The following is a 17,639-nucleotide window of genomic DNA, read 5'->3' as shown; positions in this document are numbered from 1 at the left end:
CCGGCACCCATTCCGGCAGCGCCCCCCGCCCCCGTTCCATTCCCCCCCGTCACCTTCACCGGGCCCGTGGGTGACCTGGTGGATCTGGTCCAGGCCTTGTCCTTTTGCCGCGACGTGCCCAGCGTCATGGCCGTGGTGCGCATGGCGGCCAGGGCGCTGAGCGGCGCCGACGGCGTCACCTTCGTCCTGCGGGATGGCGAGCTGTGCCACTACGCGGATGAGGATGCCATCGGCCCGCTGTGGAAGGGCCGGCGCTTCCCCCTGTCCACCTGCATTTCCGGCTGGGTCATGCTGAACCGCCAGCCGGCGGTCATTCCCGACATCTACCGGGATGATCGCATCCCCCATGACGCCTATCGCCCCACCTTTGTGAAAAGCCTGGTGATGGTGCCGGTGCGCACAGATGAGCCGGTGGCCGCCATCGGCGCCTATTGGGCGACGGTGCGCATGCCGAAGGCGGAAGAGGTGGCGTTGCTGCAGGCGGTTGCCCATTCCACCGCCGTGGCCCTGACCAATGTCCAGCTTTATGAGTCGCTGCGCGCCGCCGTGGCCGAAAGCCAGGCGCGGGCGGAGGAGGCGGAAAGGGCCAATCGCGCCAAGTCCGTCTTCCTGGCCGCGATCAGCCATGATCTGCGCCAACCGCTGCAGACCATGCGGCTTTATCACAACATGCTGAACGAGCGGGCGGCCAACGGCCGCGCCACCACCGCCACGGCGGCCGGCGGTGGCGGCGGTTCCAGCCCCGCGCCCGCCAACGGTCTGGCCAACGCGCTGGACCGCAAGCTCATCGGCGGTATGGGCGAGGCGTTGTCGGCGGGGGAGGAGCTGCTGCGCGCCCTGCTGGACGTGTCGGTGCTGGACGCCGGCACGGTGGCGGCGAACCCGCAGCGCTTCGGTCTGGAGGCGACGCTGGCCGGCCTGGTCAGCGCCGTCCGGGGCGATGCCGAGAAGGCGGGGGTTGAGATCCGCCTGCGCAACGCTGCGAAGACCGGCCCGCAGGCGGCGCTGGAGGAGGCGGACACCGACCCCGTCCTGCTGAAATGTATCCTGCGCAACCTGCTGACCAACGCCATCCGCTACACCGGCCGGGGCGGGCGCGTCCTGGTTTCCACCCGCCGCCGAGGCAGATCCATGCTGGTCCAGGTGTGGGACACGGGCGTGGGCATTTCCGCCGATCAGTTGGACACGGTGTTCGAAGATTTCGTCCAACTGGGGAATCCCGAGCGGGACCGGACCAAGGGCCTGGGACTGGGGCTGGGCATCGTCCGCCGCATGGCCCGCTTGCTGGGCACCACCGTCACCGTGCGCTCCGTTCCCGGCCGCGGCTCGGTCTTCTCCGTCCTGGTGCCTTGTGTGCCCACGGCGCCGGCTGTGGGGGCCCCGGCCACGGCCACCCCGGACAGCCTGGTGGCCTTTCCCCGCGACGGCCAGCGCCCGGCCCAGCGCGAGCGCGACCCGAGGACCATCCTGGCGGTGGAGGACGATGCCCTGCAGCGCATGGCGTTGGGCGCCATCATCGAGAGCTGGGGCTATCGCGTCATCACCGCTGCCGGGTCCGACGACGCCATGGCGGCCGTGCGCGACGCCGTGCGCCTACCGGGCCTGGTGATCAGCGACTTCCGCCTGCCCGGTCCCCTCAACGGTGTGCAGCTGGTGGCCCGTTTGGGCAACGAGGTACGGCGCCATCTGCCCGGCATCATCGTCACCGGCGACACCGATCCCGCCCGCATCCAGGAGGCGTCGGCCACCGGCTGCGTCCTGATTCACAAGCCCTACTTGCCCGAGGTCCTGCGCGCCGCCATCGAGGAGGCGATGCGCGGGGGGGACGAGGGCGGGGCCCGGAGTGATGGCCAGGTGGGGGCGCTGGACGCCTGAGGGTCTCGCTTGCGGCGAAACGGCGTCAAAACTTTCAAGGGGCAAATTTTTAAATACCAGACTTCAGGCCCGGCGCGGCCGGGTCTATAACCCTGGGCAACGATCGGGCGCCGCTTCCCCCTCGCGGTGGCGCGCGCCCCACCTTAGGGAAGAACCACGGTATGCCCGACGCCGCCTCGACCGTTATGGCCGCCTCCGCCGACAAGATCCGCCTGCTGGAGGCGCTGGAGCGCAAGGTGCTCTGGCTGTCGGCCTGGACCATCCACAACGCCAATCACGTCCGCCCCTCGCGCGACGGGTTGAAGGTGGGCGGCCACCAGGCCTCCAGCGCCTCGTTGGCCAGCATCATGACGGCGCTGTACTTCGACGTGCTGCGGCCGCAGGACCGGGTGGCGGTGAAGCCGCACGCCAGTCCCGTTTTCCACGCCATCCAGTACATGCTGGGCCGCCAGACGCGGGACAAGCTGGAGCGCTTCCGCGCCCTGGGCGGCGCCCAGAGCTACCCCTCGCGCACCAAGGACACCGACGACGTGGACTTCTCCACCGGTTCCGTCGGCCTGGGCGTGGCGGTCACCGCCTTCGCCTCGCTGGTGCAGGACTATGTGCGCCTGAAGGGCCTGTCGGACCAGCCGGAAGGGCGCATGGTCGCCCTGGTGGGCGATGCCGAGATGGACGAGGGCAACGTCTTCGAAGCCATGCTGGAGGGCTGGAAGCACGATCTGCGCAACACCTGGTGGATCATCGATTATAACCGCCAGAGCCTGGACAGCGTGGTGTCGGACCGGCTGTGGGTGCCCATCGAGGGCATGTTCCGCTCCCTGGACTGGAACGTGCAGATCCTGAAGTACGGCAAGAAGCTGGAGGCCGCGTTCGCGCAGGAGGGCGGCGACGCCCTGCGCCAGTGGATCGACACCTGCCCCAACCAGCTCTACTCCGCCCTGACTTTCAAGGGCGGGGCCGCCTGGCGTGAGGCGCTGACCCACGATTTGGGAGACACCCGCGGCATCCGTCACATCCTGGACGCCCATGACGACGCGGCCCTGGGCACCCTTATGACCAATCTGGCGGGCCATGACCTGCCCACCCTGCTGGAAACCTTCCACGGCACCACCGACGACCGCCCGGCCTGTTTCATCGCCTACACGGTCAAGGGCCGGGGCTTGCCCTTCCAGGGGCACAAGGACAACCATTCCGGCCTGATGAACCCGGACCAGATGGCCGCCTTCAAGGCCGCCTGCGGGCTGAAGGACGGCCAGGAATGGGACCGCCACGCCGGCCTGGACATTGATCCGGCGGCGCTGGACGCCTTCCTGGACAGTGTGCCCTTCGCCCAGGGTACCGGTCCGGGTAAGGCGAGCCGCCGCCTGAAGGGGGCCGCCATCCCGGTGCCGTCCGCCCTGGCGGTGGACCTGGGCGCCCGCATGTCGACGCAGGAGGGTTTCGGCAAGATTTTGGGTGAGATCGCCAAGGGCGATGATGACCTGGCGGCCCGCATCGTCACCACCTCCCCCGACGTCACCGTGTCCACCAACCTTGGCCCCTGGGTGAATCGGCGCGGCCTGTTCGCGAGGCATGAGACGCAGGACATCTTCCGCGAACAGAAGGTGGTCTCCGCCCAGCGCTGGCAGGGCGCGCCCAGCGGCCAGCACATCGAGCTGGGCATCGCCGAGCACAACCTGTTCCTCATGCTGGCGGCCCTGGGCCTCAGCCATGACCTGTTCGGCGCCCGGCTGCTGCCCATCGGCACGCTCTACGACCCCTTCATCAAGCGCGGCCTGGACGCCATGAACTACGCGGCCTACCAGGACGCCCGCTTCATGGTGGTCGCCACCCCGTCGGGCGTCACCCTGGCGCCGGAGGGTGGGGCGCACCAGTCCATCGCCACGCCGCTGATCGGCATGGGCCTGCCCAACGTCTCCAGCTATGAGCCCGCCTATGTCGATGAACTGGCGGCCATCATGGCCTGGGGCTTCGACCATATGCAGCGGCCGGACGGCGGCTCCCTCTACCTACGCCTGACCACCCGCCAGGTGGACCAGCCGAAGCGGGGCCAGGGGCGCGAGCAGGGACTGGACCGCGACGCCGTCATCGCGGGCGGGTACTGGCTGCGCCCGCCGGCGCCGGACGCGGAGTTCGCCATTGTCTATTGCGGCGCCCTGGCGCCCGAGGCGCTGGAGGCCCATGCCCAGGTGCTGGAGGATTGCCCCGGTGCCGGCCTGCTGGCGGTGACCTCGCCGGACCGGCTGCACGCCGGCTGGACGGCGGCGCAACGGGAGGGCCGGGGTGGGGACGCCCATGTCCACCGCCTGCTGTCGGCCCTGCCGGCTGGTGCCAAGCTGGTGACCGTCATTGACGGCCACCCCGCCACCCTGTCCTGGCTGGGCTCCGTGCGCGGCCAGACCGTGGCGGCCCTGGGGGTGGAGACGTTCGGCCAGTCCGCCGACATCCCCGACCTCTACAGGGTCCAGGGCCTGGACGCCGACGCCATCGTGGACGCGTGCGCCAAGGTGCTTTTGGGCTGATCCCGCGACCCAGCCACCGGCATGAACCTTCATGCCGGTGGTGGCCCGCGGTCGACGCTTGACGGCGGCTAAGCCCTCAGAACTCCCCCAGTGCCCTGATCTGGGTCCCGTCTTCCGTGAAGTTCTCCGGCGCCAGCCAAGCCGCCAGGCGCTGGCGGCGCGCGGGCCATTCCGCGTCCAGAATGGAAAAGACATTGCTGTCCCAGTTGCGACCCTTCAGCCACAGCGTCTGTCGCAGCAACCCTTCATGGGTGAAGCCGTAGCGCAGCGCCGCCTTGATGGAGGCGACGTTGGGCGGGCCGCAGCGCCATTCCAGGCGGCGATAGCCCCCCTGGCCGGCCCCTTGGCCCAGCGCATAGTCGATCAGCAGGAACACGCCCTCCGTCCCGGTCACCTTGCGGCTGAGGAGGGGGCCGTAGACCAGGCCCATCTCCACAGTGCCCATGTCGGGGTTGGCGTTCAGCAGCAGCAGCAGGCCGGCGGCCGCCGGCGCGCCGCCCGTCTTGTCCATCACCGCGTACATGGTCTGCCCCGGCCGGGGCAGGCGGTCGCGCAGCCATTGGGTGAAGGCCGCCTGGTCCGCGAAGGGGCCGCCGGGAATGTGGTCCCACAGGCCGGCGTGCTGGCCGATCGCCAGCCAAAGCCCCTGCGCGTGACGGTCCAGGTCGATCCGCTCCAAATCCACCGTGCGGCCGGCCAGCCGGTCGGCGGTCAGGGCGGGGCGGGGCAGGTTGGGGGTGAGGGACGGCGGCGATGGGGTGGTCATGGCGGCGGCGGTCATGCGGCGGGGAACCTCGGTTGGCGCGGGTTGTCCTTGGGGAAGTACAGCATAACAAGCACTTCGTTGCCGCCGATAGCCGGCTTCATGGGGTGATTCGTCCATGAACTCCGGAATGACCGCTGCTTTCGGTCTGGCCGGCGGGGCTGACCGGTGGGCGGGGCCGGCGGCGCTCGGCCCTTTGATAGGGCCCACCCCTGGCCTAGATTCCTATTTACGCGGGTGCGCGGGTGCTATAGATCGGACGGCGCCTGGAAGGGTCCGGGCGCTATTTCCATGCCTATTCCCCATTGGCGCCGCCGGCGTCGGCGGGGGCGGGCTTCTGGGAACGGGGCGTCCAAGCGATCCTAGAACCGGGTTTGGCCGCGGGCGTGGCGGAACTGGTAGACGCGCCGGATTTAGGTTCCGGTGACGAAAGTCGTGGGGGTTCGAGTCCCTTCGCCCGCACCAAGCACGAGATATCAACCCAACCGCCCGTGGTCCGTCCGGCCCCGGGCACCCAGGGGCCGGGAATGCCGGCATCCGGGGCCGATCAAAGAGACAGGTTCGAATAGTCCCATGAACATCACCGAGACCAGCACCGAAGGCCTGCGCCGCGAATACACGGTCGTCATCCCCGCCGCCGACGTGGCCGGCCGCGTGGACGCCCAGCTGAAGGAAATTGGCAAGACCGTGCGCATGCCGGGCTTCCGCCCGGGCAAGGTGCCGATGTCGGTGCTGAAGCAGCGCTATGGGCAGTCGGTGATGGGTGAAGTGCTGGACAAGGCCATGTCCGACAGCGCCGCCAAGGTGGTCGAGCAGCACAGCCTGCGTCCCGCCCTGCAGCCCAAGGTCGAGATCGTGAAGTTCGAGGTCGAGAGCGCCAGCGACCTGGAGTTCAAGCTGGCCTACGAAGTGCTGCCGGAATTCGAGCCCGCCGACCTCGGCGGCGTCGCCATCGAGAAGCCGGTGGTCGAGATCACCGACGAGCAGGTGGATGAGGCCGTGGGTCGCATCGCCGCCGGCCGCAAGACCTCCGCGCCGCTGACCGAGGACCGTCCGGCCGCCAAGGGCGACATCGTCGTCATCGACTTCGACGGTTCGGTCGACGGTGAGAAGCGTCCGGGCATGAAGGGCGAGGGCCATGAGCTGGAGCTGGGCTCCGGCAGCTTCATCGACACCTTCGAGGAGCAGCTGGAGGGCACCCGCGCCGGTGACCACCGCACCGTCAACGTCACCTTCCCCGAGGGCTACCACGCCGCCGAGCTGGCCGGTAAGGCCGCCGTGTTCGAGGTGGACGTGAAGGAAGTGAAGCAGGCGGTCGAGGCGACTATCGACGACGAGTTCGCCAAGGGCCTGGGCTTCGACGACCTGGCTGCGCTGAAGACCGTGATCCGGGACCGCCTGGGTGGCGACTACACCGTCATGAGCCGCCTGCGCGCCAAGCGCGCCCTGCTGGACCAGCTGGCCGAGCTGCACAGCTTCGAGGTGCCGCAGGGCATGGTGGACATCGAGTTCGACCAGATCTGGAAGCGCCTGCAGGACGAGCTGAAGGCCGGCGACGCCGGTGAAGACGCCGGCAAGGACGAGGAGGAACTCCGGAAGGAGTACCGCGACATCGCCGTCCGGCGTGTTCGTTTGGGCCTGGTCCTTTCCGAGATCGGTCAGAAGAACAATATAACGGTGGCGAGGGAAGAGCTGAACCAGGCCGTGCTGGCCGAGGTGCGGCGCTACCCGGGCCAGGAGCGTGAGGTTTTCGACTTCTTCAAGAACAACCCCCAGGCGGTGGAAAGCCTGCGGGCCCCGGTTTTTGAAGACAAGGTTGTCGACTTCATCCTGGGACAGGTTAAGGTGACGGAGAAGCCCGTGTCGGCTGAAGAGCTGATGCAGGACCCCGATGAGGAAGAGGCGGCCTAAGGTCGCGTCTCCCGTCTTCGGTTTCTGACGGGCCTCGGTATTCAAACGGAATGGGGGAGGGATCGTCCCTCCCCCGGACCGGCAACGGGCCCGGGGATGGCCCCCGGGTCGGACGCAGCGCTGGAGCAGGCATGATCGACTTTGAGCCGCAGATGAACACGCTGGTCCCCATGGTGGTCGAGCAGACCAACCGGGGTGAGCGCGCCTACGACATCTATTCGCGCCTGTTGAAGGAACGGATCATCTTCCTCGTCGGTGGCGTGAACGACGCGGTGTCCAGCCTGATCTGCGCCCAGCTTCTGTTCCTGGAAGCGGAAAACCCCACGAAGGAAATCTCCTTCTACATCAATTCGCCGGGCGGCATCGTCACCTCGGGCTTGGCGATCTACGACACCATGCAGTACATCCGCTGCCCGGTGGCGACCCTGTGCATCGGCCAGGCGGCCTCCATGGGCTCTCTGCTGCTGGCCGGCGGTTCCGACGGGCGGCGCTTCTCGCTGCCCAACAGCCGCATCATGATCCACCAGCCCTCGGGCGGCGCCCAGGGCCAGGCGGCGGACATCGAAATCCAGGCGCGCGAGATCCTGAAGATCCGGCATCGCCTCAACGAGATCTACGTGCGCCACACCGGCCAGCCGATCGACAAGATCGAGCGGGCGATGGAGCGTGACAACTTCATGACCGCGGACGAGGCCAAGGCGTTCGGTCTGATCGACGACGTCATCGCCACCCGTCCCGGCGCCGGTGGGACCGCCCAGGCGGCCTGAGGTGCCAACGGTTTAGCGTCCGGGCTCCGGCGGGATTAACCTTCCGCCGGAACGCCCCCACCGGGATACCCCGGTATGGGTGTTCGGACACGAAGAGACACACGGGGGGTTGAAAGCCCAGCGTTCCGTGGTGTTGAATGGGCAGGCAGTGGCGGGTGAGCGGTGTTTCATCCCCTTGTCCGCCGGCCGATCCCGGGAGGATCGGGCCCCGGTTCCGTCATCGTGATGGCTCCGGGTGACTGTCCCGGTGATGTACGGAGCTTTTATGACCAAGTCGACCGGCAGCGATTCGAAGAATACCCTCTACTGCTCCTTCTGCGGGAAGAGCCAGCACGAGGTGCGGAAGCTCATTGCCGGCCCCACGGTGTTCATCTGCGATGAATGCGTGGAATTGTGCATGGACATCATCCGCGAAGAGAACAAGACGACGCTGGTGAAGTCCCGCGACGGCGTTCCCACCCCGCGCGACATCTGCGCGGTGCTGGATGACTACGTTATCGGGCAGAGCCACGCCAAGCGCGTGCTCTCGGTCGCCGTGCACAACCACTACAAGCGGCTGGCACACGGCACCAAGCACAGCGACGTCGAACTGGCGAAGTCCAACATCCTGCTGATCGGCCCCACGGGCTGCGGCAAGACCCTGTTGGCCCAGACGCTGGCCCGCATCATCGACGTCCCCTTCACCATGGCCGACGCCACCACGCTGACCGAAGCCGGTTACGTGGGCGAGGACGTGGAGAACATCATCCTCAAGCTGCTGCAGGCCGCCGACTACAATGTCGAGCGGGCGCAGCGCGGCATCGTCTACATCGACGAGGTCGACAAGATCAGCCGCAAGTCCGACAACCCGTCCATCACCCGCGACGTGTCGGGCGAGGGCGTGCAGCAGGCCTTGCTGAAGATCATGGAAGGCACCGTCGCCTCCGTGCCGCCGCAGGGCGGGCGCAAGCATCCGCAGCAGGAATTCCTGCAGGTGGACACGACCAACATCCTGTTCATCTGCGGCGGCGCCTTCGCCGGCCTGGAGAAGATCATCGCCGCCCGCGGCAAGGGGACGTCCATCGGCTTCGGCGCCGATGTGAAGGGGCCGGACGACCGCCGCACCGGCGACGTGCTGCGCGAGGTGGAGCCTGAGGATCTGCTGAAGTTCGGCCTCATCCCGGAATTCGTCGGCCGTCTGCCCGTGGTGGCGACGCTGAACGACCTGGACGAGGAAGCGCTGATCGAGATCCTGACCAAGCCCAAGAATGCGCTGGTGAAGCAGTATCAGCGCCTGTTCGAGATGGAGGACGTGAAGCTGTCCTTCGCCGAGGAGGCCCTGAAGTCCATCGCCAACAAGGCCATTCAGCGCAAGACCGGCGCCCGTGGCCTGCGCTCCATCATGGAATCCATCCTGCTGGAGTCGATGTTCGATCTGCCGGGCCTGCAGGGCGTGGATGAGATCGTCATCAATGGCGAGGTGGTCGAGGGCCGCGCCCAGCCGCTGTACATCTATGCCGACCGCAAGGCGGAGGCCGCCCCCGTCGCCTGACGGGCCCCGTGCATCCGCGATAGCCAGTTCGGATAGTCTTGAGACCCGGGAAAACCCTGATCGTGGGGGTTTCCCGGGTTTTATTTTGCCTTCGCCGTATAATTGGTCCGGAATCCAGGCACTTGGGAACGCTCGAGGCCCAAATGCCGGGACACATGCTTGCAAAAGCGCGATTTTCCCGTCGCCCAGCCCTTCCGTAGCGCAGATTTCGTCGGGTTCAAGCCCTTGAAGGGGGGGGATCGGTGTGCCACGTTACCAGGGCGACCTCCCGACGCCGTGCCCATGACGGGGCGGCTGGTGGATGGCGGGCCAGGCCCATTACGGGCTGGCCGCTGAGATTCTGAGTGGAAGGTCAGATCTATGTTGGAAGCCACCCGAGGAACCCTTTACCCGGTCCTCCCCCTGCGCGACATCGTGGTGTTCCCGCACATGATCGTGCCCCTGTTCGTGGGGCGCGAAAAGTCGGTGCGCGCGCTGGAAGACGTGATGAAGGATGACAAGCAGATCCTGCTGGTCACCCAGAAGAACGCCGCCCAGGACGATCCCACGCCCGACGACATCTATTCCGTCGGCACCATCGGCACCGTGCTGCAGCTGCTGAAGCTGCCCGACGGAACGGTGAAGGTGCTGGTCGAAGGCGGGCAGCGCGCGCGCATCGTCAGTTTCGAGCGCAACGAGGACTTCTTCCAGGCCTATGCCGAGCCCATCGAGGAAAAGACGGGCGAAGCGCAGGAGGCGGAGGCCCTGGCCCGCGCCGCGGTGGCCCAGTTCGAACAGTACATCAAGCTGAACAAGAAGATCCCGCCGGAGGTCCTGGTCTCGGTCAACCAGATCGAGGAACCGGGCAAGCTGGCCGACACCATCGCTTCGCACCTGGCGCTGAAGATTCCGGAGAAGCAGCAGCTTCTGGAAGCGGCGACGGTGGGTGAGCGGCTGGAGAAGGTCTACGCCTTCATGGAAGGCGAGATCGGCGTGCTGCAGGTGGAAAAGCGCATCCGCAATCGCGTCAAGCGGCAGATGGAGAAGACCCAGCGCGAGTACTATCTGAACGAGCAGATGAAGGCCATCCAGAAGGAACTCGGCGAGTCCGAGGATGGCAAGGACGAGGTCGCCGAGCTCGAGGAACGCATCGCCAAGACCCGCTTCAGCAAGGAAGCCCGGGAAAAGGCGCTGGCCGAGGTCAAGAAGCTGCGGACCATGAGCCCCATGTCCGCCGAGGCGACCGTCGTGCGCAACTACCTGGATTGGATGCTGTCCATTCCGTGGAAGAAGCGCACCAAGGTGAAGAAGGACATCAAGGGGGCCGAGGCCATCCTGGATGCCGATCACTATGGTCTGGAGAAGGTCAAGGAGCGCATCCTGGAGTACTTGGCCGTGCAGCAGCGCATGGACAAGGTGAAGGGTCCCATCCTGTGCCTCGTCGGCCCGCCCGGCGTCGGCAAGACCTCGCTCGGCAAGTCCATCGCCAAGGCCACGGGCCGCAACTTCGTCCGCGTGTCGCTGGGCGGCGTGCGGGATGAGGCCGAGGTGCGCGGCCACCGCCGCACCTACATCGGCTCCATGCCCGGCAAGGTCATCCAGGGCATGAAGAAGGCGAAGTCGTCGAATCCGTTGTTCCTGCTGGACGAGATCGACAAGCTGGGCGCCGATTGGCGGGGCGACCCGTCCTCCGCCCTGCTGGAGGTTCTGGATCCCGAGCAGAACGGCACCTTCAACGATCACTACCTCGAGGTGGACTACGACCTCTCCGACGTGATGTTCGTCTGCACGGCCAACACCCTGCGCATGCCCCAGCCGCTGCTGGACCGCATGGAGGTGATCCGGCTGTCGGGCTACACCGAGGACGAGAAGATCGAGATCACCCGCGGCCACCTGATCGACAAGGAACTGAAGTCGCACGGCCTGAAGGCGGGCGAGTTCACCATCTCCGACGACGCGTTGCGCGACCTCATCCGCTACTACACCCGGGAAGCCGGCGTGCGCAGCCTGGAGCGTGAGATCGCCAACCTGGCCCGCAAGGCCATCAAGGAGATCCTGATGAAGGGGGTCGACAAGGTGTCGATCACCCGTCGCAACCTCGACAAGTATGCCGGCGTGCGCCGGTTCCACTATGGCGAGGCGGAGAAGGAGGATCTGGTGGGCTGCACCACCGGTCTTGCCTGGACCGAGGTGGGCGGCGAGTTGCTGACCATCGAGGCGGTGATGCTGCGCGGCAAGGGCCGCGTCACCACCACGGGCAAGCTGGGCGACGTCATGAAGGAATCGGTGCAGGCCGCCGAGAGTTTCGTGAAGTCCCGCTCCGCCCAATTCGGCATCAAACCGACGCTTTTCGAGCGCAAGGACATCCACGTCCACGTGCCCGAAGGAGCTACGCCTAAGGACGGTCCGTCCGCCGGCGTCGCGATGACGACCTCCATCGTCTCGGTGCTGACGGGCATTCCCGTGCGCAAGGATGTCGCCATGACCGGCGAAATCACCCTGCGCGGCCGGGTCCTGCCCATCGGCGGCCTGAAGGAGAAATTGCTGGCGGCTCTGCGCGGCGGCATCAAGACCGTGTTGATTCCAAAGGATAATGAGAAGGACCTCGCTGACATTCCCGACAACGTTAAGCGCGGCCTGACCATCATCCCGGTGACGACGGCGGACGAAGTGCTGGCCAACGCGCTGGTGCAGCCGCTGGTGCCGATCGAGTGGTCGGAGCCGGAAGTCGTTGAGCCTGTTGCCGCGAAAGCCGCGGAAGACGGTAAGGACGACGTGATTCGGCATTGAAGTACGAACCGAAATCGTGTGAATTGAAGGCCTGACGCGACGGCCCCGGGGCGGATAACCCCGGGGCCGTACGTCCGAACCGAATCCCAATCCCGGCGCGTGCCCCGCGACCGGGACGAAATCCAAGATTAGATTCCTGCTTCAAGAAGGGGGGCCTTAAGTGAATAAGAACGATCTCGTTGCCGCCGTCGCTGCGAGTGCGGAGCTGTCCAAGGCTGATGCGAACAAGGCGGTCGATGCGGTGTTCGAGGGCATCACCGAAGCCCTCAAGAAGGGTGATGAGGTTCGCCTGGTTGGTTTCGGCACCTTCGCCGTTGCCGAGCGCGCCGCTTCGGAAGGCCGCAACCCGCGTACGGGTGAGGCGATCTCCATCGCCGCCAGCAAGCAGCCGAAGTTCAAGCCCGGCAAGGGCCTGAAGGACGCGCTGAACTAAGAACGGCCCAACCGCCGTTTTATGCCGGTCTGGGGGCCGGTCGCCGCAGCCTGCGGCCCGCCCCCGCCCGGATGTTCAGGCACGCCGCTCCAACGACGGGGCGGTGCGCTCGGGGGGACACCGGCCGGGGCCGGCCACAGTCCCGAGCCCAGTGCTTATAGAAGGCGGGACGCCGATGGGTGTTCCCGTCTTTTTTTGTTTCCGCGGCATTATTATTTTTCCAGGCCCCCTTTTGCAAAAGGGGTTCCCAAACGGGTCACGGGCCGCTAAAGCCTCATGGCCCGGCGACCCGCGTGACGGCGGGGGCCGGTCGGACGCGATGGGCGGTTAGCTCAGGGGTAGAGCAGGTGCTTTACACGCATCGGGCCGGGGGTTCAAATCCCTCACCGCCCACCATCGCTCCGGGTTTAGGACAGTATGCCGCCAGCCTTTCGCTCGGACACCCGCAGCGGGTCGAAGGCCGGGGCAGAGGCGGGTGCCGCTACGCCGTTGGCCCCGGATTGTCACTTTGACCGGCGGGGCAAACCTGTAATCATCGCCCCGGCTTGCCCATATAGGGGCGATCCGGCGGCACGGGGCATTTCTGTGACTGGCAAAGCGCGCTGAGCCTTCCCATCCTCACCCTTATGCGGCGGGGGCGGTGGTGGTCGCGCATGTGAGGACGGCGGCGACGGCGTCCGGTTTTGGAGGGGGCATGGCGTCGAACGGGCAGTCGATCTGGGGGGAAGTGGTCGACCTTTATCGCGAGGTGTTCGCCGCCCCCGGGCGCATCGCCCGTTTTCTGGGCATGCCGGCGGTCTTCAGTCTGGCCGCCGCCCTGTTTTTCCAGTTCCGCAGCATCCAATACCTGGGCCATGAGCCTGACCAGGAACAGTGGGGCGAGTTCGGCTTCATCTTCCTGGTCCTGGTCGTTTTCCAGACCTGGGCGCACATGCGCTCCCTCTCCGCCTGGGGCCGCTGGGTCCGCACGGGGCAAGAGCCGGTGACCTTTCTGCAGCCAGGGTTCGGGCGCAACGAATGGGCCGCCACCGGCTGGCAAATTCTTTATTTCTTTATGCTGCTCATCGCCTTGATGGTGCTGATGTTCGCTCGTGCCCTGGTCACGGATTCGTCGGTGGAAGACCAGGCGGGGCCTGGTGTCTGGCTCGCCGTCCTGGCTGGGGCCATCGCCGTGGGCATTCTGGCGTTGCACGTCACGGTGCGCCTCGGTATCGGCCTGATGGCCATCCTGGCGGGGGAGGCGCCGGCCTTCAGCCGCTACTGGAGCGCCTCGTCCGTCCTGGGCTGGCGCCTGACCGGCGTGGTGCTGATCAGCCAGGCGGCGCTGCAGCTGCCCTGCTTCCTCATCAACCGCTTGCTGATGGGGGACTGGTTGACAGCCAGCACCACCTCTCCCCCCGACGTGGTCGTCAGTCTCTTGTGGACCTTGGCCATGGCGGTGGTGAATTTCATCTGCGTGGCCCTGCTGGGCGTGGCCTTGGCCCGGGCGCACCGGGCGTTGAGCCAGGACGGCACGGCTGCCCAGGTCCTGCCGGCCGCGGGCGGCCAGGGGCGGTGATGGGTCTCCTGCCGCCTGACGGGGCCGGCGGGCTAACCCGCCAGCATCGAATCTTGCTGATCATCCTGGGCTTGGCCATGATCGGCGGGCGCGTCTGGGATATGAACCATGATCGCAGTGGTGGCCCGTGGATGAACGTCCTGGTCATCGTCCTGGGCGCCGTCGTCCTGGCGGCGGCCCTGCTGGCGGGCCGGGACCGCCCCGGACGCTAATTCGCCCGCCCGGAAACGCCTGCCCGCCCCCGCGCCTGGACTGGACGCCCCATGGAAACGATGACCGCCGTCCTCATCCTGCTGGTGACCGTGGCGGTTTCCGGCATCATTGGCCGGTTCGTGACGCGGGTGCCCCAGCCCCTGATCCAGGTGGCGCTGGGGGCGGCGTTGGGCTGGGCGTCGGGCGTGCCCATCGTCCTCAACCCCGACCTCTTCCTGTTGGTGTTCATTCCGCCATTGCTGTTCCTGGACGCCTGGCGATTCCCGGCGACGGAGTTGCGGCGCCTGGGCGGCATCATCGTGACCCTGGCGGTGGGCCTGGTGGTGTTCACCGTGGTGGGGGCGGGCCATGTCATCCACTGGCTGCTGCCGGCGGTCCCCCTGTCCACCGCCTTCGCGCTGGCGGCCGTGCTGTCGCCCACCGACGCCGTGGCCGTGTCGGGTATGGCGGCCGGCGGCGGCATGCCCCGTCGCCTGAAGCACATATTGGAGGGGGAGGCGCTGCTGAACGACGCCTCCGGCCTGGTGTGCCTGCAGTTCGCCGTGACCGCGGCGCTCACCGGCACCTTTTCCATCGGCGGCGCCGCGGTGGCCTTCCTTTGGGCGGCGGGCGGCGGTCTGCTGGTGGGCATGGTCGTGGTGGCCGCCGTGCACCTGATCCAGAGCTGGATCATCCGCCTGCGGGGCGATTCCCCCGGCGCCACCATCCTGACCATGATGCTGGTGCCCTTCGCCGCCTATCTGGCGGCGGAGCATCTCGATATGTCCGGCATTCTCGCGGCGGTCGCCGCCGGCATGACGCTGAACCTGCTGCCGCTGGAGGAGTCGGGGCAGGTGGCCACCCGCCTGCAGGGCACGGCGGTGGGCGACATGATCCAATTCACCCTCAACGGTGTCATCTTCGTGCTGCTGGGCTGGCAACTGCCCGGCATCCTGGTGCAGGCGCCCATGATCGCCATGCAGGCGGGCGCCCCCCACACCGGGCCCATGGATATGCCGGTCAGCCTCGGCTGGCTGGGCCTGCATGTTGCCGCCATCGTCGGTGCGCTGTTGGTCCTGCGGCTGGTGTGGGTCTGGCTGTCGCTGCTGATCACCCGGGCCATCGCCCGGCGGCGGGGAGGAGGCGCGCGGGCCGGCGGCCCCGTCGGGTCAACCTTCCGCCTGGTCAGCGTCACCACCGTTTCCGGCGTGCGCGGCGCCGTCACCTTGGCGGGCGTGCTGTCCCTGCCGGTCTGGCTGCGGGAGGGCGTGGCCTTTCCTGGTCGTGACGTCGCCATTTTCCTGGCCTCGGGCGTCATCCTGGTGTCCCTGCCCATGGCCAGCCTGATGCTGCCCTGGCTGCTGCGCGGCCTCAGCATGCCGGGAGAGGACGCTTCGGTGGAGGAGGAGAGGGTGGCGGAGGCCTCCCTGGCGCGCGCCGCCTTGCGCCGGCTGGAACAGGCCCACCGTGCTGTCTCCCCCGCCGCGTCTGAGGCCGACCTCTACACCGAGGCGGCGCTGCGCCTGATGGAGTTTTACCGACGGCAGGTGGAGGATCCGGACATGCCGGTGGATGCGCGGGCTCAAAACCGCAGGCGCCTGGCCATCGAAGCGGAGCTGCGGCTGGCGGCGGTCCGGGCCAAGCGCGATGAGCTGGCGCGTCTGCACCGCACCCACGCCATCAGCGACGAGACCTGGCGCCGCATGATGCACAGCCTGGACATGATGGAAGCGTCCCTCGGCCGCTCCCGCGTGCTTTAGGCGCAGCCCCGGTGTCGCCGTCGCCACTTGCGGTGGCTGGGCGCTGGCCGGGCCACACATGGCTGCCCCTATCCAACAGCAGTGGTCGTTTTCCCGTCGGGCACCCCCCGGAAAGTGCTACCCTCGGTCCAGCCCCGGACGCATGAGTCCGGGGGGCCTGCCTGGCAACGAACCGGAGCATAGGGTCATGGAGAGTGATGAGCGCCGCCTGGGCGATCGGATTCTGAGCGCGCTGGAATTGGCGGTGGAGCAGGGCAACCTTACGGTGGCGGAGCCGCTGGCCCAGGCCCTGGAACTGAGCATGACGGCCTTTGGCGGGCCCGATGCCGTGGACCACCGCGGCGTGCCGATGCGCCTGCTGGATGCGCTTGACCGGCTGGACAACCTGCGCCGCGCTCAGAAAGTCGCGTAAAATCAAGAACTTAGAAAAAAATGAAAAAAATCGGCGCCGCCGCGTTTTTCTTGTTTGACAAGGGGTGGGCGTTTTTACTACAAACCGCGCACCGCAGCGACGCTGACGGCGCGAAACGCACCGAACGACGAACGAACGGCGCGAAATAAGGCCAGAAAGCAAAGTTGCGAACGACGCGGGTGTAGCTCAGTTGGTTAGAGCGCCGGCCTGTCACGCCGGAGGCCGCGGGTTCAAGTCCCGTCACTCGCGCCACTTCATCGAGCCCGGACAGGTGGTTCGATGCGTTAGCAAGGCCGCGCTGGCAACAGCGCGGCCTGCTTGCTTTCCGGGGTCCTCGCACCTGCGGTAGAGTGACGGTTGAGAGTGGCTCTCAACAACTGCGATTTAAGTCATTTCCCCCATATTTTCAGCGCCTTGGCCCCTGCGGGACGCATGGCGTAATTTGCTTTCCTTGGGCACGGCACCCGCCTATATTCCAACACGCCCGGCCCCAAGCCGGGCTTTTGTTGCAGGCGTCCGGACCCCCGCATGGGTTCGGAGGTTATGTCCAGAACCGGCGGGCAGGCCGGGTGGGGCCAAAAACCGACAATCAGATGTGTGGGCCTGGGCTTCATGCACTTGGTTGCGGCTGGCACCTTCCGCAAGCCCCGTCGGGCCAACCGGGACGAAATTTGGGGCACACTCATGTCCAGTCAGGTTATGTCCACCGAGCTGCTGAGCCAGTATCTGCCGATCATCATCTTCCTGGCCATCGCCGGGGTGATCGCGGCGGCGATGGTCTTCGGCTCCATGCTGGTCGCCAAGCAGAAGCCGGACAGTGAAAAACTGTCGGCCTATGAGTGCGGTTTCGAGCCGTTCAACGACGCCCGCAGCAAGTTCGACGTGCGCTTCTACCTGGTCGCCATCCTGTTCATCATCTTCGACCTGGAAGTGGCCTTCCTGTTCCCCTGGGCCGTGTCGCTGGGTCGCATCGGCCTGTTCGGCTTCTGGTCCATGATGGCCTTCCTGGGCATCCTGACCATCGGCTTCATCTACGAATGGAAGAAGGGCGCGCTGGACTGGGAGTGATCCCGGACGGCGCTTGAGCCTTTTCCCCCTCGTTTCTTCGCATCGCTGCCCGTTCACACCGGAGCCAGACCCGTGACG

General features: G+C 66.9%; 13 protein-coding genes and 3 tRNA genes. 15 read left to right on the top strand and 1 reads right to left on the bottom strand.

Going from position 1 to position 17,639, the window contains the following annotated elements:
• The first annotated feature begins 78 nt into the window (after nt 1-78).
• On the top strand, nt 79-1,875 hold the full coding sequence (locus FBZ88_RS10535) for a hybrid sensor histidine kinase/response regulator (RefSeq protein WP_211102605.1): 1,797 nt from the start codon (nt 79-81) through the stop codon (nt 1,873-1,875).
• A 161-nt stretch (nt 1,876-2,036) separates the two neighbouring features.
• Nucleotides 2,037-4,397 carry a transketolase gene (locus FBZ88_RS10530; RefSeq protein ID WP_145616759.1) on the top strand — a complete coding sequence of 787 codons (2,361 nt, stop codon included), beginning with the start codon at nt 2,037-2,039 and terminating at the stop codon, nt 4,395-4,397.
• 76 nt (nt 4,398-4,473) lie between these two features.
• On the opposite strand, the gene FBZ88_RS10525 is transcribed toward FBZ88_RS10530, so the two are convergent.
• Entirely contained in the window at nt 4,474-5,178 is a 705-nt protein-coding gene (locus FBZ88_RS10525) for a GNAT family N-acetyltransferase (protein ID WP_186464320.1), read from the bottom strand.
• Between the two features lie 362 nt (nt 5,179-5,540).
• Here FBZ88_RS10525 and FBZ88_RS10520 point away from each other — a divergent pair.
• The 13 genes from FBZ88_RS10520 (at nt 5,541) to FBZ88_RS10465 (ending at nt 17,561) form a co-directional block, all read left to right on the top strand.
• A tRNA-Leu gene (locus FBZ88_RS10520) sits at nt 5,541-5,625 on the top strand.
• A gap of 108 nt (nt 5,626-5,733) precedes the next feature.
• On the top strand, nt 5,734-7,071 hold the full coding sequence (tig, locus tag FBZ88_RS10515) for a trigger factor (protein ID WP_040849802.1): 1,338 nt from the start codon (nt 5,734-5,736) through the stop codon (nt 7,069-7,071).
• A 131-nt stretch (nt 7,072-7,202) separates the two neighbouring features.
• Nucleotides 7,203-7,838 carry an ATP-dependent Clp endopeptidase proteolytic subunit ClpP gene (clpP, locus tag FBZ88_RS10510; protein WP_145616757.1) on the top strand — a complete coding sequence of 212 codons (636 nt, stop codon included), beginning with the start codon at nt 7,203-7,205 and terminating at the stop codon, nt 7,836-7,838.
• A 265-nt stretch (nt 7,839-8,103) separates the two neighbouring features.
• Nucleotides 8,104-9,369 (top strand): ATP-dependent Clp protease ATP-binding subunit ClpX, encoded by a 1,266-nt coding sequence (gene clpX / locus FBZ88_RS10505; RefSeq protein ID WP_040849805.1) that lies wholly within the window; start codon nt 8,104-8,106, stop codon nt 9,367-9,369.
• Nucleotides 9,370-9,729: 360 nt separating this feature from the next.
• Entirely contained in the window at nt 9,730-12,138 is a 2,409-nt protein-coding gene (gene lon / locus FBZ88_RS10500) for an endopeptidase La (RefSeq protein WP_145608538.1), read from the top strand.
• A 160-nt stretch (nt 12,139-12,298) separates the two neighbouring features.
• Nucleotides 12,299-12,571, top strand: coding sequence for an HU family DNA-binding protein (locus FBZ88_RS10495; protein WP_004274300.1), 273 nt, complete (start codon nt 12,299-12,301; stop codon nt 12,569-12,571).
• A gap of 321 nt (nt 12,572-12,892) precedes the next feature.
• Nucleotides 12,893-12,967: transfer RNA gene (locus tag FBZ88_RS10490), tRNA-Val, on the top strand.
• Between the two features lie 298 nt (nt 12,968-13,265).
• Complete coding sequence (locus tag FBZ88_RS10485) at nt 13,266-14,129, top strand: hypothetical protein (protein WP_145616756.1); 864 nt, start codon at nt 13,266-13,268, stop codon at nt 14,127-14,129.
• Between the two features lie 53 nt (nt 14,130-14,182).
• A complete protein-coding gene (locus tag FBZ88_RS30155; RefSeq protein WP_186464319.1) occupies nt 14,183-14,341 on the top strand; it encodes a hypothetical protein in 159 nt (52 codons plus the stop codon).
• Between the two features lie 51 nt (nt 14,342-14,392).
• Complete coding sequence (locus tag FBZ88_RS10480; RefSeq protein WP_145616755.1) at nt 14,393-16,081, top strand: Na+/H+ antiporter; 1,689 nt, start codon at nt 14,393-14,395, stop codon at nt 16,079-16,081.
• Between the two features lie 187 nt (nt 16,082-16,268).
• Nucleotides 16,269-16,493 carry a hypothetical protein gene (locus FBZ88_RS10475; protein WP_040849813.1) on the top strand — a complete coding sequence of 75 codons (225 nt, stop codon included), beginning with the start codon at nt 16,269-16,271 and terminating at the stop codon, nt 16,491-16,493.
• A gap of 175 nt (nt 16,494-16,668) precedes the next feature.
• Nucleotides 16,669-16,745, top strand: a tRNA-Asp gene (locus FBZ88_RS10470).
• Nucleotides 16,746-17,192: 447 nt separating this feature from the next.
• Entirely contained in the window at nt 17,193-17,561 is a 369-nt protein-coding gene (locus FBZ88_RS10465) for an NADH-quinone oxidoreductase subunit A (protein WP_040849814.1), read from the top strand.
• Nucleotides 17,562-17,639: the final 78 nt, after the last annotated feature.

Origin of the sequence: Nitrospirillum bahiense, assembly GCF_007828025.1 — a bacterium.
Lineage (GTDB): Bacteria > Pseudomonadota > Alphaproteobacteria > Azospirillales > Azospirillaceae > Nitrospirillum > Nitrospirillum amazonense.
Note: the sequence above shows the minus strand (reverse complement) of the source record. Positions and strands in the feature narration are given on the sequence as shown.

Coding starts and splice junctions, on each gene's coding strand:
- clpX (WP_040849805.1), top strand. CDS start 8,104: ATGACCAAGTCGACCGGCAGCGATTCGAAGAATACCCTCTACTGCTCC.
- FBZ88_RS10480 (WP_145616755.1), top strand. CDS start 14,393: ATGGAAACGATGACCGCCGTCCTCATCCTGCTGGTGACCGTGGCGGTT.
- lon (WP_145608538.1), top strand. CDS start 9,730: ATGTTGGAAGCCACCCGAGGAACCCTTTACCCGGTCCTCCCCCTGCGC.
- tig (WP_040849802.1), top strand. CDS start 5,734: ATGAACATCACCGAGACCAGCACCGAAGGCCTGCGCCGCGAATACACG.
- FBZ88_RS10525 (WP_186464320.1), bottom strand. CDS start 5,178: ATGACCGCCGCCGCCATGACCACCCCATCGCCGCCGTCCCTCACCCCC.
- FBZ88_RS10465 (WP_040849814.1), top strand. CDS start 17,193: ATGTCCACCGAGCTGCTGAGCCAGTATCTGCCGATCATCATCTTCCTG.
- FBZ88_RS10530 (WP_145616759.1), top strand. CDS start 2,037: ATGCCCGACGCCGCCTCGACCGTTATGGCCGCCTCCGCCGACAAGATC.
- FBZ88_RS10485 (WP_145616756.1), top strand. CDS start 13,266: ATGGCGTCGAACGGGCAGTCGATCTGGGGGGAAGTGGTCGACCTTTAT.
- FBZ88_RS10475 (WP_040849813.1), top strand. CDS start 16,269: ATGGAGAGTGATGAGCGCCGCCTGGGCGATCGGATTCTGAGCGCGCTG.
- clpP (WP_145616757.1), top strand. CDS start 7,203: ATGATCGACTTTGAGCCGCAGATGAACACGCTGGTCCCCATGGTGGTC.